General features: G+C 70.8%; 11 protein-coding genes. 5 read left to right on the forward strand and 6 right to left on the reverse strand.

What is annotated here, in order from left to right; translation table 11 throughout:
- Positions 1-179 precede the first annotated feature (179 nt).
- A complete protein-coding gene (locus ACIGO8_RS16100; protein ID WP_399729951.1) occupies positions 180-2702 on the forward strand; it encodes an ATP-dependent Clp protease ATP-binding subunit in 2523 nt (840 codons plus the stop codon).
- A gap of 69 nt (positions 2703-2771) precedes the next feature.
- On the opposite strand, the gene ACIGO8_RS16105 is transcribed toward ACIGO8_RS16100, so the two are convergent.
- A complete protein-coding gene (locus tag ACIGO8_RS16105; RefSeq protein ID WP_399729954.1) occupies positions 2772-5687 on the reverse strand; it encodes an NACHT domain-containing protein in 2916 nt (971 codons plus the stop codon).
- A gap of 483 nt (positions 5688-6170) precedes the next feature.
- Here ACIGO8_RS16105 and ACIGO8_RS16110 point away from each other — a divergent pair, with 483 nt between their 5' ends.
- The gene (locus ACIGO8_RS16110) at positions 6171-6869 is read left to right on the forward strand and encodes a M23 family metallopeptidase (protein ID WP_399729956.1); all 699 of its coding nucleotides are present in this window, start codon (positions 6171-6173) and stop codon (positions 6867-6869) included.
- A 37-nt stretch (positions 6870-6906) separates the two neighbouring features.
- On the opposite strand, the gene ACIGO8_RS16115 is transcribed toward ACIGO8_RS16110, so the two are convergent.
- Positions 6907-7470, reverse strand: a complete 564-nt coding sequence (locus tag ACIGO8_RS16115) for a TetR/AcrR family transcriptional regulator (protein ID WP_399729959.1) — start codon at positions 7468-7470, stop codon at positions 6907-6909.
- 100 nt (positions 7471-7570) lie between these two features.
- On the opposite strand from ACIGO8_RS16115, the gene ACIGO8_RS16120 reads away from it, so the two are divergent.
- From ACIGO8_RS16120 to ACIGO8_RS16130, 3 genes are all read left to right on the forward strand, one after another.
- Positions 7571-9148: an MDR family MFS transporter gene (locus ACIGO8_RS16120; RefSeq protein ID WP_399729962.1), complete on the forward strand. Its 1578-nt coding sequence runs from the start codon at positions 7571-7573 to the stop codon at positions 9146-9148.
- 245 nt (positions 9149-9393) lie between these two features.
- On the forward strand, positions 9394-9822 hold the full coding sequence (locus ACIGO8_RS16125) for a helix-turn-helix transcriptional regulator (RefSeq protein ID WP_399730119.1): 429 nt from the start codon (positions 9394-9396) through the stop codon (positions 9820-9822).
- A gap of 25 nt (positions 9823-9847) precedes the next feature.
- Positions 9848-10297, forward strand: a complete 450-nt coding sequence (locus ACIGO8_RS16130; protein ID WP_399729965.1) for a VOC family protein — start codon at positions 9848-9850, stop codon at positions 10295-10297.
- A 61-nt stretch (positions 10298-10358) separates the two neighbouring features.
- Here the strand turns inward: ACIGO8_RS16130 and cseC are convergent, their stop codons facing one another.
- Genes cseC through ACIGO8_RS16150 form a run of 4 tightly spaced genes read right to left on the reverse strand, consistent with a single transcriptional unit; the run spans position 10359 to position 13741 of the window.
- Positions 10359-11678 carry a two-component system sensor histidine kinase CseC gene (gene cseC, locus ACIGO8_RS16135; RefSeq protein ID WP_399730122.1) on the reverse strand — a complete coding sequence of 440 codons (1320 nt, stop codon included), beginning with the start codon at positions 11676-11678 and terminating at the stop codon, positions 10359-10361.
- A gap of 53 nt (positions 11679-11731) precedes the next feature.
- A complete protein-coding gene (gene cseB, locus ACIGO8_RS16140) occupies positions 11732-12436 on the reverse strand; it encodes a two-component system response regulator CseB (RefSeq protein WP_399729968.1) in 705 nt (234 codons plus the stop codon).
- Positions 12437-12476: 40 nt separating this feature from the next.
- The gene (locus tag ACIGO8_RS16145; RefSeq protein WP_399729971.1) at positions 12477-13109 is read right to left on the reverse strand and encodes a hypothetical protein; all 633 of its coding nucleotides are present in this window, start codon (positions 13107-13109) and stop codon (positions 12477-12479) included.
- Between the two features lie 44 nt (positions 13110-13153).
- Positions 13154-13741: a SigE family RNA polymerase sigma factor gene (locus ACIGO8_RS16150; RefSeq protein WP_399729974.1), complete on the reverse strand. Its 588-nt coding sequence runs from the start codon at positions 13739-13741 to the stop codon at positions 13154-13156.
- Positions 13742-13887 lie beyond the last annotated feature (146 nt).

The following is a 13887-nucleotide window of genomic DNA, read 5'->3' on the forward strand; positions in this document are numbered from 1 at the left end:
ACCATCGAGTTGGAGCATTTGTCGGCTGTTCGGCAGCAGGTCCCCCTCAGAAGTAAGGGGGTGATCCGGACGGATGTCGGCAGTTGGAATGAGCGGTCCCCGCTTGCGGGACTAAGCTGCGGAAGGACAGGGAGGGGATCGACCCCTAACTGACTGACCGCTCTGAGGAGCGATAAACGATGTTCGAGAGGTTCACCGACCGCGCGCGGCGGGTTGTCGTCCTGGCTCAGGAAGAAGCCCGGATGCTCAACCACAACTACATCGGCACCGAGCACATCCTCCTGGGCCTTATCCACGAGGGTGAGGGTGTCGCCGCTAAGGCCCTGGAGAGCCTCGGGATTTCGCTCGAGGCGGTCCGCCAGCAGGTGGAGGAGATCATCGGCCAGGGCCAGCAGGCCCCGTCCGGGCACATCCCCTTCACCCCTCGTGCCAAGAAGGTCCTGGAGCTGTCGCTCCGCGAGGCCCTCCAGCTCGGCCACAACTACATCGGCACCGAGCACATCCTGCTCGGCCTGATCCGCGAGGGCGAGGGCGTCGCCGCCCAGGTCCTCGTGAAGCTGGGCGCCGACCTCAACCGGGTCCGGCAGCAGGTCATCCAGCTGCTCTCCGGTTACCAGAAGGGTGAGACGGCCACCGCCGGCGGACCCGCCGAGGGCACTCCCTCGACGTCCCTGGTCCTCGACCAGTTCGGCCGCAACCTCACGCAGGCGGCCCGCGAGTCCAAGCTCGACCCGGTCATCGGGCGCGAGAAGGAGATCGAGCGGGTCATGCAGGTGCTGTCCCGCCGCACGAAGAACAACCCGGTCCTCATCGGCGAGCCCGGCGTCGGCAAGACGGCGGTCGTCGAGGGCCTGGCCCAGGCCATCGTCAAGGGCGAGGTGCCCGAGACCCTCAAGGACAAGCACCTCTACACCCTCGACCTCGGTGCGCTGGTCGCCGGCTCCCGCTACCGCGGTGACTTCGAGGAGCGCCTGAAGAAGGTCCTCAAGGAGATCCGCACCCGCGGCGACATCATCCTGTTCATCGACGAGCTCCACACCCTGGTGGGTGCGGGCGCCGCCGAGGGCGCGATCGACGCCGCCAGCATCCTCAAGCCGATGCTGGCCCGCGGTGAGCTCCAGACCATCGGTGCCACCACGCTCGACGAGTACCGGAAGTACCTGGAGAAGGACGCGGCCCTCGAGCGCCGCTTCCAGCCCATCCAGGTCGCCGAGCCGTCGCTGCCGCACACCATCGAGATCCTCAAGGGCCTGCGCGACCGCTACGAGGCCCACCACCGGGTCTCCATCACGGACGAGGCCCTCGTCCAGGCCGCGACCCTGGCCGACCGCTACATCTCGGACCGCTTCCTCCCGGACAAGGCCATCGACCTGATCGACGAGGCCGGCTCCCGGATGCGCATCCGCCGGATGACCGCGCCGCCGGACCTCCGCGAGTTCGACGAGAAGATCGCCTCCGTCCGCCGGGACAAGGAGTCCGCGATCGACTCGCAGGACTTCGAGAAGGCCGCGTCCCTGCGCGACAAGGAGAAGCAGCTCCTCGCCGCGAAGGCCAAGCGCGAGAAGGAGTGGAAGGCCGGCGACATGGACGTCGTCGCCGAGGTCGACGGCGAGCTGATCGCCGAGGTCCTCGCGACCGCCACCGGCATCCCGGTCTTCAAGCTGACCGAGGAGGAGTCCAGCCGGCTGCTGCGCATGGAGGACGAGCTCCACAAGCGCGTCATCGGCCAGAAGGACGCCGTCATCGGCCTGTCGCGCGCCATCCGCCGTACGCGCGCCGGTCTGAAGGACCCGAAGCGCCCCGGTGGCTCGTTCATCTTCGCCGGCCCGTCCGGTGTCGGTAAGACCGAGCTGTCCAAGGCGCTCGCCGAATTCCTCTTCGGCGACGAGGACGCGATGATCTCCCTCGACATGTCGGAGTTCAGCGAGAAGCACACGGTCTCCCGTCTCTTCGGTTCCCCGCCCGGATACGTGGGCTACGAAGAGGGCGGCCAGCTCACCGAGAAGGTGCGCCGCAAGCCGTTCTCCGTGGTCCTCTTCGACGAGGTCGAGAAGGCCCATCCCGATATCTTCAATTCCCTTCTCCAGATCCTTGAGGACGGTCGTCTGACCGACTCCCAGGGCCGGGTCGTGGACTTCAAGAACACGGTCATCATCATGACGACCAACCTCGGGACCAGGGACATCTCGAAGGGCTTCAACCTCGGCTTCGCGGCCCAGGGCGACACGAAGTCCAACTACGAGCGGATGAAGGCCAAGGTCAGCGACGAGCTGAAGCAGCACTTCCGCCCGGAGTTCCTCAACCGTGTGGACGACATCATCGTCTTCCCGCAGCTGACGCAGGACGACATTCTGCAGATCGTCGACCTGATGATCAGCCGCGTCGACGAGCGCCTGAAGGACCGGGACATGGGCATCGAGCTCTCCCAGTCCGCGAAGGAACTCCTCGCGAAGAAGGGTTACGACCCGGTGCTCGGCGCCCGTCCGCTCCGCCGGACGATCCAGCGCGAGATCGAGGACACCCTGTCGGAGAAGATCCTCTTCGGCGACCTCCGTCCGGGCCACATCGTGGTCGTGGACACGGAGGGCGAGGGCGAGGAGCGCAAGTTCACCTTCCGCGGCGAGGAGAAGTCCGCTCTGCCGGACGTCCCTCCGGTGGAGGCGGCCGGCGGCACGGGCCCGAACCTGTCGAAGGACGCGTGACGCCGCGCTGAGGCTGTAGCGCTGAAGGGGCGGCCCCGGGACCTGAAGGTCCCGGAGCCGCCCCTTTGGTCATACTTCGAGGATGCCGACGGACGCGGGGAGGCGCTCGGTCCCGCGCAGGTCGACGCGCGAGTAGCGCAGCTCCAGCGGCCCGCTCGCCGCGGCCAGCGGCGCGACGTCGACCGAGGTGGGCGACGACGTTGAGTAGAGCACGAGCACGCGCAGCCCCGGGAAGGCGCGCGGGACGCTCGCCAGCGACGGCTCCGAGGCGACCTCCAGAGCGAGCCACAGCGTGTCGACCGACGGCAGGAAGAGCTCGTCGGGGCAGGACTCCAGGTCCTCGAGCTCCACTCGCAGCTCCCGGAGCGTCTCCCGGCTTGCGAGAGCGCGCCATTCGTCGGCCGTCACCCCGGCCTGGACGAGGACGAGCTTCTGCAGCTGCCGGAGGGCACCCACGCTCGTCAACGACCGGAGCGGCGTCGGCGACGACCTGGCCCGCCGCAGGGTCAGCCGAACAGGATCGGTGGCCTCGAGCAGCGCTTTCAGGGACTCGTCGGAGACGTCCTTCGCGATGTCGAGCGAAGCCGGGCGGATGCCAAGGCGGAGCAGCTCGGCCGCGTGGGCGTCTCCCGGGACGGTGAAGGTGAGATCGTCCGCGGTGAGGCGGGCGATCACCTCCTCCGCGTACGGCCGTGGCTCGAACCGCTTCCAGCCCCACATCAGCTGGGACCGGACCTCCAGCGACTCATGGGTGGCGAACCTGCCCAGGTACGGGATGGCCGCGTCGACCGTGACGTGCGTGGCGGCCGTCACCACCAGGCGGGCCCCCACGGTGCTCAGGCCCTCCGGTCCCGGCAGCAGGTCCAGGACCAGCCGGCCCACCTTCGCCAGCTCCCTGGCCTCCTCCGGCGTGCGCGGCGGAATGATCTCGGCGGTGCGGGCCAAGACCTCCTCCCGTACCGCCGGGGACACCTCGGTCACCTGCTCGAGCGCGGTCGCGGCCAGGACCAGGACGCGCAGATGCGCCCGGCGGTCCGGGGCGGCGTCGGCGGCCGCCAGGAGTTCGCGCAGCAGCTCGTCGCACTCGCGCGGGCGGGCATGGCCGAGGGCCATGCGGATGACGTCCTCCCACTGGTCGTCGGCGGCGTGGTTCACGAGCACGCCGATGTCCCACCGGTCGACCAGGTGCTTGGCGGCCAGGTAGTCCTGGAAGGTGCGGTGGACGAACTCGACCGTCTCGGCCGTCGGCTGGCGCAGCAGCCCGCTGCGGTGGAGCAGATGGGAGAAGACCTTCTCCAGGTCCCCGCAGGCGGCGGCCTCGGGCACGGCGGGCACGGCCTCGGCGATCGTCGTCCGCGCGTGGTGCTGGTCCATCTCGGTGCGGCCGTTGACCGTCAGCCAGTAGGCGAGGCGCTGGATCAGCTGGACCTGCGCGGCCTCGCCGAGCTCGATCCCCGACGGGCTGCCCATGTCGCGCTCCCGGTCGCGGCGGCTGAGCAGCATGGACAGGGCGGCCTCGTACAGCGCCTTCCGGCCGCGCGGCAGAAAGCCGCGTCGGTCGCGGTGGAGGGCGCAGATGAGGCCGCACATCAGCGGGTTGGTGGCGAGCTGGGCGACGTCCTCGACGGTGCGCAGGGCGGTGAGGAGCGGCTGCTCGTACGAGGCGGCCGCGGGTCCGGCGGCCTTGTGCCAGCGCTGCACGAAGGTGGTGACCTCGGCGCGGGACATGGGGGCGAGGGTGAGTTCGGTGAAGCCGTCGGGGGCCAGCCAGTCGTCGCGTACGGCGCTGGGGCGTGAGGTCACCAGCCAGCGGTTGCCCTCGCCGTAGGCGGCGAGCAGGTCGCGGAGCCACTCGCGGGCCCGGCCGCGTTCGGCCTCGGGGATCTCGTCGATGCCGTCGATCAGGACCAGCGCCCGCCCGGCGCTCAGGACCCGGTCGACCCAGCCGTCGGGCGCGGTGAGCGGGCATCCGGCGGCGGAGAGGAAGTGGCCGGCGGCGGGGAGCCGCTCGCCGTGGCGGGTGAGGGTGCGGAGCGGGAGGACGAAGGGGATGCGGCCGTGGAGGTAGGCCATGCCGTCCGTCCGGCCCTCGGTGGCGGCCGAGACGGTCAGCCACTGGACGAGCGTGGTCTTGCCGGAGCCGGCGAGGCCGCGCAGGAGGATCCGGTCGTGCCGCGTGAGGGCGCGGTCGGCGCGTACGGACGCGGTGCCGAAGACGACGGTGGGGTCGTCGGGGGAGTCCGGGTCGGGCGTCGTGCTCCAGGGCCCGGACGTCCCGCCGGTCGCCTCCAGCGAGAGGTACGCCATGTCCAGCGGCCACTCGTCGGGCGAGTGGTGCAGGTCGATGCCGTAGATGGTCAGCCGGCCGTGCTTCCTGGCCAGGTGGTCCAGGTAGCGGCGCTCGAAGTCGGCGTCCCGCACGTCCGGGTGCGGGACGCGGGCGGTCAGGGCGTCGACCTTGGCCTCGAGGCCGGCCTGGCCGCGGGACTGCTCGACGAGCGTGCGGGCCACGAAGGTGGAGCGCTGGGTGAAGAACTCCAGGATGTGGCGGCAGGCCCAGGTGGTGACGGAGTCGAGGAAGAGGACGGAGGCCGTGGCCAGCCCGTCCGGCGGCGCGGCGGCGCGCAGGCGCTGGGCGAGGGCGTGGTGGCCGAGGCGTACGGCCTGGACGTCGTCCATGTCGAGGTCGCCGAGGGCCAGCAGGGTCCGGGCGAGGGCGTCGGTGACGGCCTCGGTCTCGTCGGCCGGGAACGGCGGCTCGCCGGGGCCGGTGGCGGCCCGTTCGACCAGGGTGGCGGCGAGGCGGCGGACGTCCTTCTCGGTGAGGGTGCGCTTCTCGCCGCGGAAGGAGACCAGGCCGGAGAGCCGCACGCGCCGCGCTCCGCCGGGCAGACCGGCGCCGGGACCGTCGCCGGCCAGCAGTTTCCTCAGCAGCGGGGCGGCCGCGCCGGAGGCGAGGCGGGTGCCGATGAGCGCCGGATCCATGGTGTCCCCCTGTGCTCCACGTGATGATCCCGGAGCCGTCAGCGTAGTGCGCGGAGGCGTATGGGAGGCCTCGGGCGCGTGACCCAGGTCGCATTCGCGGGCGGGCCGTGGTGACAAGGCGCACAGGGGTTTCGAAGGGTACTAGCCGGAATAGTGGCGACTTTTGGTCGTGATTCGGGACGTTCAGGACGGAACCTTCGGGACTTTGGTCCCGGAGCGGGCGAAGGGGGCGGTCGGCTGCGATTCGGGCGGTACGGGGCGGGGCCGACGTGCGGTTAAACCGCATCCGGTGGGCCGCTTTGTCCGATTTCGAACCGCCCGTCGGTGGTCGTCAAGACCTGAACTTTCGGCGAGATCGCTACGACGTGATGTCGTAGATGGGGTGTTTTGGGCTGGATGGGTGTCCGGGTTACCAAGGATGAGCAAGCCCGGCGCCCACCGCTCTGGTGCCGGGTCCCGTTCTGTCCGGAGGTTCTCCCCCGTATGTCGAAGCGCGTCATGAAGCCCAGCATCCGTACCACCGCCGTCGCCCTCGCCGCCGCGGGTCTGGGAGCGTCGCTGGTGGCCGGAGCCGGCTCCGCGTTCGCCGCCGAGGGCCAGGCCGCCGTCGCGGGCGCCACCCACGTCACCGCGTCCGCCGCCGTCGCCAAGCAGGCCGACGTCCAGGCCAAGGCCGCCGCCCAGCTCGCCGCCCAGGTCAAGGCCGCGGCCGCCAAGGCCGCCGCCAAGCCGGTCGTCGCCAAGAAGGCCGCCAAGAAGGTCACCGGCTGGGTCAAGCCGGTCAGCGCCTACACCCTGTCCGCCACCTTCAACCAGGGCGGCGCCATGTGGGCCCACAAGCACTCCGGCCAGGACTTCGCCGTCCCGGTCGGCACCCCGGTCAAGGCCGCGGCCACCGGCACCGTCGTGAAGGCCGGCCCCTACGGTGGCGGCGACGGCCCGGCGTACGGCAACGCGATCGTCGTGAAGCACGCCAACGGCACCTACTCGCAGTACGCCCACCTGTCGAAGATCAAGGTCAGCATCGGCCAGAAGGTCACCGTCGGCCAGATCATCGGCCTCTCCGGCAACACCGGCAACTCCTCGGGCCCGCACCTGCACTTCGAGATCCGTACGACCCCGAACTACGGCTCCGCCGTGAACCCGGTCGCGTTCCTGCGCGCCCACGGCGTCTCCGTCTGACGCCACCGCTCCTGACCCGGCCGACGGGTCACCGGAGTCACCGGCCCGACTGGGCCTGTTCGATCAGATCGAGGGCGACCTCGAGGACAGCCGCGTGCTTCTCCTCGGGGTCGCCCTCGACGTTCTCCATGAAGAACGCGCCCGCGTGCATCGCGAAGACCGCGCTGACGGCGCGGACCTTGTCCTTCACCGAGGAGTCCGGCTCCTGGATGAACTCGTTGAGCGCGAGGAAGCGCTCCTTGAAGGTGAGGCCGATGCTCAGGTCGCGCACGGTCGCCTGGTTCTCGTGCATGAAGCGGAACAGCGGCGCCGCGGCCAGCAGGGCCTTCTGGTAGCGGCGCAGGATCTCCCGCTTGGTCTCCAGGGTGCGCGGCTGCTCGGCGGCCCACTCGATCAGCTCGTCCATCGGGCGGGTGAGGTCCTGGAAGATCCCGATGATGATGTCTTCCTTGGTCTTGAAGTGGTAGTAGAGCGCGGCCTTGGTGACGTCGAGGCGCTCGGCGATCTCACGCAGGGACGTCTTCTCGTAGCCCTGCTCGGCGAAGAGTTCGAGGGCCACGTCCTGGATGCGCTGGCGGGTGTTGCCTCGGGCCTGGGCCATGGTCTCTCGCTTCCACAACAAAACTTACTTGACGACCGGCTAGTTACCGGTCTACTTTCCCCAGTGTAGTAACTAGCCGGGCGGCAAGTAAGGGAATGACATGGAGACGAAACAGACAGCCCAGACGGCCCCGGGGGACAAGGAACAGCCGCGCAGCGTCCGTGTCGTCCTCCTCGCCCTGATGATCGCGATGCTCCTCGCGATGCTGGACAACATGATCATCGGCACCGCGATGCCGACGATCGTCGGTGAGCTCGGCGGCCTGGAGCACCTCTCCTGGGTCGTCACCGCCTACACCCTGGCCACCGCCGCCTCCACCCCGATCTGGGGCAAGCTCGGCGACATGTTCGGCCGCAAGGGCGTCTTCCTCACCTCGATCGTCATCTTCCTGATCGGCTCCGCGCTCAGCGGCATGGCCCAGGACATGGGCCAGCTCATCGGCTTCCGCGCCGTCCAGGGCCTGGGCGCCGGCGGTCTGATGGTCGGCGTGATGGCGATCATCGGCGACCTGATCCCGCCGCGGGACCGCGGCAAGTACCAGGGCATGATGGCGGGCATCATGGCCCTCGCCATGATCGGCGGACCGCTGGTCGGCGGCACCATCACCGACCACTGGGGCTGGCGCTGGTCCTTCTACATCAACCTGCCGCTCGGCGTCGTCGCCCTCGCGATGCTCGCCACCGTGCTCCACCTGCCGAAGAAGGAGCGCACCGCCGGCACGCGGATCGACTTCGCCGGCGCGGCCCTGCTGACCCTCGGCATCACCGCCATCGTCCTCGTCACCACCTGGGGCGGCACCGAGTACGCCTGGGGCTCGGCCACCATCGTCGGCCTCGCGGTCGGCGGCGTCCTCGCCCTCGCGGCCTTCCTCTTCGCCGAGACCCGCGCGAGCGACCCGATCATGCCGCTGCACATCTTCCGCAGCCGCAACTTCACCCTGATGTCCGTGATCGGCTTCCTCACCGGCTTCGTGATGTTCGGCGCGGTCCTCTTCCTGCCGCTGTTCCAGCAGTCCGTGCAGGGCGCGTCCGCGACCAACTCCGGTCTGCTGCTCCTGCCGATGCTGCTGTCGATGATGGTCGTCTCGATGGTCGCCGGCCGCGTCACCACCAGCAGCGGCAAGTACAAGATCTTCCCGATCGTCGGCGGCGCGCTGATGACCGTCGGCCTGTACCTGCTCTCCACGATGGACACCGACACCACCCGCTTCACCTCCGGCCTCTACATGGCCGTGCTCGGCGCCGGCATGGGCTTCCTGATGCAGATCACGATGCTCGTCGCGCAGAACAGCGTGGAGATGAAGGACATGGGCGTCGCCTCCTCCTCGACCACCCTGTTCCGCACCCTGGGCTCCTCCTTCGGTGTCGCGATCATGGGCGCGCTGTTCAACAGCCAGGTCCAGGACGAGATGGCGGCCCGCGGCGGCGCCGGTCTGACCGAGCGCTCGGCCCAGCTCGACGCGGCCAGCCTCGCCAAGCTGCCGGTCGCGCTCCGCGAGGCCTATCAGCACGCGGTCGCCGCCGGCACCCACTCCGCCTTCCTGGTGGGCTCGGCCGTCGCCGTCCTCGGCTTCGTGCTCGCCTTCTTCGTCAAGGAGGTCGCGCTGCGCGGCACCGGCCTGCCGAAGAAGGACGAGGCCGCCGCCGACGCGGCCCCGCAGCTGGCCGAGAAGGTCTGACCCGCAAGGCCGGCCCCGCAAGGCCGGCCCCGGAAGGCCGGCCCGCCGGCCGCCGCCCCGGCGGCCCGGCGGCTCGGCCACTCTCACGACGGCCTGATGATCCGATCATCCGACGGCCCTCGACGTCCTGTGGACGACGAGGGCCGTTGTCGGTGCCGCGTGCCACTCTTGCGTACGTGGAGACCAGCACCCCGGCGGGTGCGCGGCTGGCCCTGCTGCGCCGGCTGCGCCTCGCCAAGGACGCCATGGACCGCGACTGGGCCGAGCCGCTCGACCTGGACGCGGTGGCCGCCCATGCCGGCTATTCGCGGTTCCACTTCGTCCGCGCCTTCAAGACGGCGTACGGCGAGACGCCCGGGCAGTACCTCTCGCGGCGCCGCATCGAGCGGGCCGAGGAGATGCTGCGTACGGCCGGCCTGACCGTCACCGAGATATGCGGCCTGGTCGGATTCAGCAGCCTCGGCACCTTCTCCGCCCGCTTCAAGCGGCAGACCGGCCTCACGCCGACCGAGTACCGCGCCCGGCACGTGGGCCGGGGCGCCGCGCTCATACCCGGCTGCTTCGCGCTGCTGTACGCGGGCGGCTTCCCCGGCCGCCGGCCCGCGGGCGCGGAGCAGGTGCGGGCTTCCGCGGAGAGCGCGTCCGAGGAGCGCAATTCCGGAGAAGCGGAGTGAGGGCCTCGCTGCCTACGGTGGACGCATGATCAAGGGACTGGGCATCACCACCGTCTGGACGCTCGACCAGGAGCGGACCAGGAAGTTCTTCACCGAGAAGCTGGGCTTCGAGGTGCGGACCGACCTCGCCATGGGACCCATGCGCTGGATCACCGTCGGCGCCAAGGACCAGCCGGACGTCGAACTGGCGCTGATGAGCCCGGAAGGGCCCGCCATGGACGAGGAGTCCGCGGCGGCCCTGAAGACGCTCGTCAGCAAGGGCGTGCTGGGCGCCGGTGCCTTCCGCACCGACGACTGCCGCGGGGACTACGAGGAGTTCAAGGCGAAGGGGGTGGAGTTCATCCAGGAGCCGCAGGAGCGGCCGTACGGCATCGAGGCGATCTTCCGTGACGACAACGGCAACTGGTACTCGCTGACGCAGCGCAGCGAGGAGCTGGACTTCTCCAAGGAGTTCGCGGCCCCGCCCGAGCGGTGACCCCGAGCCCCCGGAGGTCAGCCCCCGAGCCCCCGGAGGTCCGTCCGCGCGCCCGCGGAGGTCAGTCCGCGAGCCGCAGGACCGGGAAGCTTCCGGTGGCCGTCGGCGCGTGTTCCGGCAGCCACAGCACCGCGATGGCGCCGCCCGCCCCGCCGGGCGTGCCCTCGGGGGCCGCGTTGCGGAAGGTGAGCCGGGCGCCGAGGACGCGGGCCTGGCCGGCCGCGATGGTCAGGCCCAGGCCGTGGCCCTGGCCCGCGCGGTCGCTGCTGCCGGTGCGGAAGCGGCTCGGGCCCTCCCGCAGCAGCGCCTCGGGGAAACCGGGCCCGTGGTCCCTGACCCGCAGCACACGGCCCTCCACGGTGACCTCCACCGGACCCGGGCCCTTGCCGTGCTTGGCGGCGTTGGCGAGCAGATTGCCCAGGATGCGTTCCAGGCGGCGCGGGTCGGTGTTGACCCAGGACTCGTGGACGACCCGGACCACCGCGTCCGGGTCGAGCGCCCGCACCCGGCGCTCGACGAACTCGCCGAGGGCGATCTCCTGGAGCTCGGCCCGCTCCGACGCGCTGTCGAGCCTGGCCACCTCCAGGACGTCCTCGACCAGGGTCCGCATGGCCTGCGCCCGGTCGCGCACCAGCTCGGTCGGGCGGCCCGGCGGCAGCAGCTCGGCCGCCGTGAGCAGCCCGGTCACCGGTGTCCGCAGCTCGTGCGCGATGTCCGCGGTGACCCGGCGTTCGGCCTCGATCCGCTCCTGCAGCGCGTCGGTGAGGGCGTCGACCGCCCGGGCCAGCTCGTCGGTCTCGTCGCGGACGACACCGCCGATGGCCTCCCGCACCCGCACGTCGGTGTTGCCCTGCGCGACCCGGCCGGCCGCCGCGGCGGCCTTGCGCAGCCGGCGCGAGAGCTGGCCGCCGATGAGCACGCCGAGCGCGCAGCCGCCGAAGACCACCGACACCGAGCCGATGATCAGGGCCCGGTCGAGGTCCTTCATGATCGTGGCGCTGCGGTCGGCGAAGGGCACGTGCAGCGAGAGCACGTCGCCGTTGGCGAGCGGCACGGCCGCCCACACGTCCGGCGGGCCGCTGCGGTGCTCCTGGACGTACGTGCCGCGGCGCCCGTCGCGCATCAGCTCGTCGAGCTGCGGCGGCAGCGCCGGGTCGTTGACCTTGGTGCCGAAGCGCGGCTCCTTCGGCTTGGAGGTCTCGTACACCCGCTGGGCGAACACCAGCCGCCACATCTGGACGTCACGGGCGTTGTCGAGCATGGAGACGCGGGCCGCGTTGTGGACGACCAGGCTGAGCGTGACCGCGATGAGCGCGCCGACCGCCGCGATGGCGACGGCGATCTTCCAGCGGACTCCCGTACGGAGGGCGAGCCCCTTCACCACCTGCTGACCTGCCTGACCTGCTCGACCTCCGACCCGCTCGGTCCGGAGCCTCATCCCTTGAGCTTGTAGCCGAAGCCGCGGACCGTCTCGATCCGGTCCTGGCCGATCTTGGTGCGCAGCCGCTGCACATGGACGTCCACGACCCGGGTGTCGCCGCCCCAGCCGTAGTCCCAGACCCGCTCCAGGAGCTTGTCACGGGACAGCACCGTGCCCGGCGCCGACGAGAACTCCAGCAGCAGCCGCATCTCGGTCGGCGTGAGCGCGACCGTCGCCCCGCCCTTGCGCACCTCCATGCCCTCGGTGTCGACCTCCAGGTCGCCGAAGGCCAGCACGCCGCCGGCGGCCTCCTCCGCGCGCCCGCCGTCACCGGCGCCGGCGTCGCCGGCGTGGTTGAAGCGGCGCAGCACGGCGCGGATCCGGGCCATGAGCACGGAGCCGTCGAAGGGCTTGGTGACGTAGTCGTCGGCACCTGCCTCCAGGCCGAGGACGACGTCGATCGAGTCGGCCCGCGCGGACAGCATGATCACGGGCACGGTCGACTCGTCGCGGATGCGCCGGCACAGGCTGACGCCGTCCATTCCGGGAAGCATGACGTCCAGGAGCGCGATGTCGGGCCGGTCGGCCCGGAAGGCCTCCAGGCCGGACAGCCCGTCGGGCATCGCGGTGACCGTGAAGCCGTCCCGCTCCAGTGCGAGCTGGGTGGCCTCACGGATGACGTCGTCGTCCTCGACGAACAGGACGTGGGTCTCGGCCATGGGTGCGTGCGCCTTCCGGGTACGTCGAAGTCGGAGGGGGTCAGTTCGAGGGCGACTCGCTCGGCGCGGGGACGGCCCCGTCGATGCCGCCGTCGCCCACCGCCTTGCTGAAGTCGTTGTGCACCCAGTCGTGCTGGGTGAACTTGTTCCCCGTCCAGCGGTACGTGATCACGTCCTCGCCCGAGGGATACGCGACCGGGTCGCCCTTCGCGTAGACCTGCTTGGTGACGATCAGGTCGCCCCGGTCGATCGTCGCGTACACCGCGGCGTCCTCGGCCATGAAGATGTTCGTGTACCGGTCGTTCTCCTCGCGGAACACGTACGTGCCGATGCCCACCGAGTCACCGCAGGTCATCAGGTTGACGACCACGTCGGGTGCGGTGGAGTTGGTGAGGTTGCCGTAGGAGGTGTCCACCGGGTAGCTGTCCGCCGCGCACGGCTTCAGGTCGGCCTTGACCCGCTCGCCGATCTTGGGGTCGGACTTGAGCAGCGCGATCGGGTCGACCTTCTTGAAGGCGCGGGTGCCGTCCTTGCCGAGCGACGCCGACGGTGTGGGAGTGACCGGGGCGGTCGAGGCGGCCTCGTCGGAGCGGGCCGCGCCCTCGTCACGCGAGCCGGTGCCACCGGTCGAGCAGCCGGCCACGAGCACGCCGACGGCGGCGAGCCCGGCCATCGCCGTGACGCTCGCCGCCCGCTCCCTGGCACCCCAAGCCGGTCTTAGGCCGCGCACCGCTCCTGCTTCCGCTCGTCGCCTCGTACGGCCGTCGCCGTCCGCCCCAGGACACCCGCGTCCAGAGCCCGGGTGTCACCGTCGGCGGCCCGGCTCTCCAGTTCCTGGCGCAGTCGGGCCAGGGCGCGGTGGAGCGTGCTCTTCACCGTACCGGTCGACATGCCGAGCGCGGCGGCGGTCTCCTCGGTGCTCATCTGCTCCCAGTGGCGCAGCACGACCACGCTGCGCTGCTTGGGCGCGAGCACCTTGAGGATGTCCATGAGCAGGGCCCGGTCGGCGTGCTGCTCGGTGGCGTCGTCGACGCTCGCGTCGGGCAGCTGCTCGGTGGGCACCTCCTCCAGCTTGCGGGCCCGCCACCACTCGGTCCGGGTGTTGATCATGACCCGGCGGAGGTACGCGTCGGCCAGCGACTTGTCGGCGATGCCGTCCCAGCGGCCGTAGGTGCGGACCAGCGCGGTCTGGAGCAGGTCCTGAGCGTCCACCGGGTCGGGCACGAGACGGCGGGCGCTGCGCAGCAGCGCGTCCTGCCGCGTGCGTACGTACTCCTCGAAATCGAGCACCTCGCCGTGCGCCATCCCGAACCGCCTCCGATCCCCGTGACCTGCTCTGTTTCCGTTACGTCGACGACGCTACGGAGCGGTTGTCACGGGGCTGTGCGGGGCAGCCGTCGGCGGACGCACGGCTGCCCATCGGTTGTGTAACAGCGGATCCAAAGGTTCCG

The sequence above is a fragment of the Streptomyces sp. NPDC053493 genome, from assembly GCF_044544825.1.
In the GTDB taxonomy this organism is placed as follows: domain Bacteria; phylum Actinomycetota; class Actinomycetes; order Streptomycetales; family Streptomycetaceae; genus Streptomyces.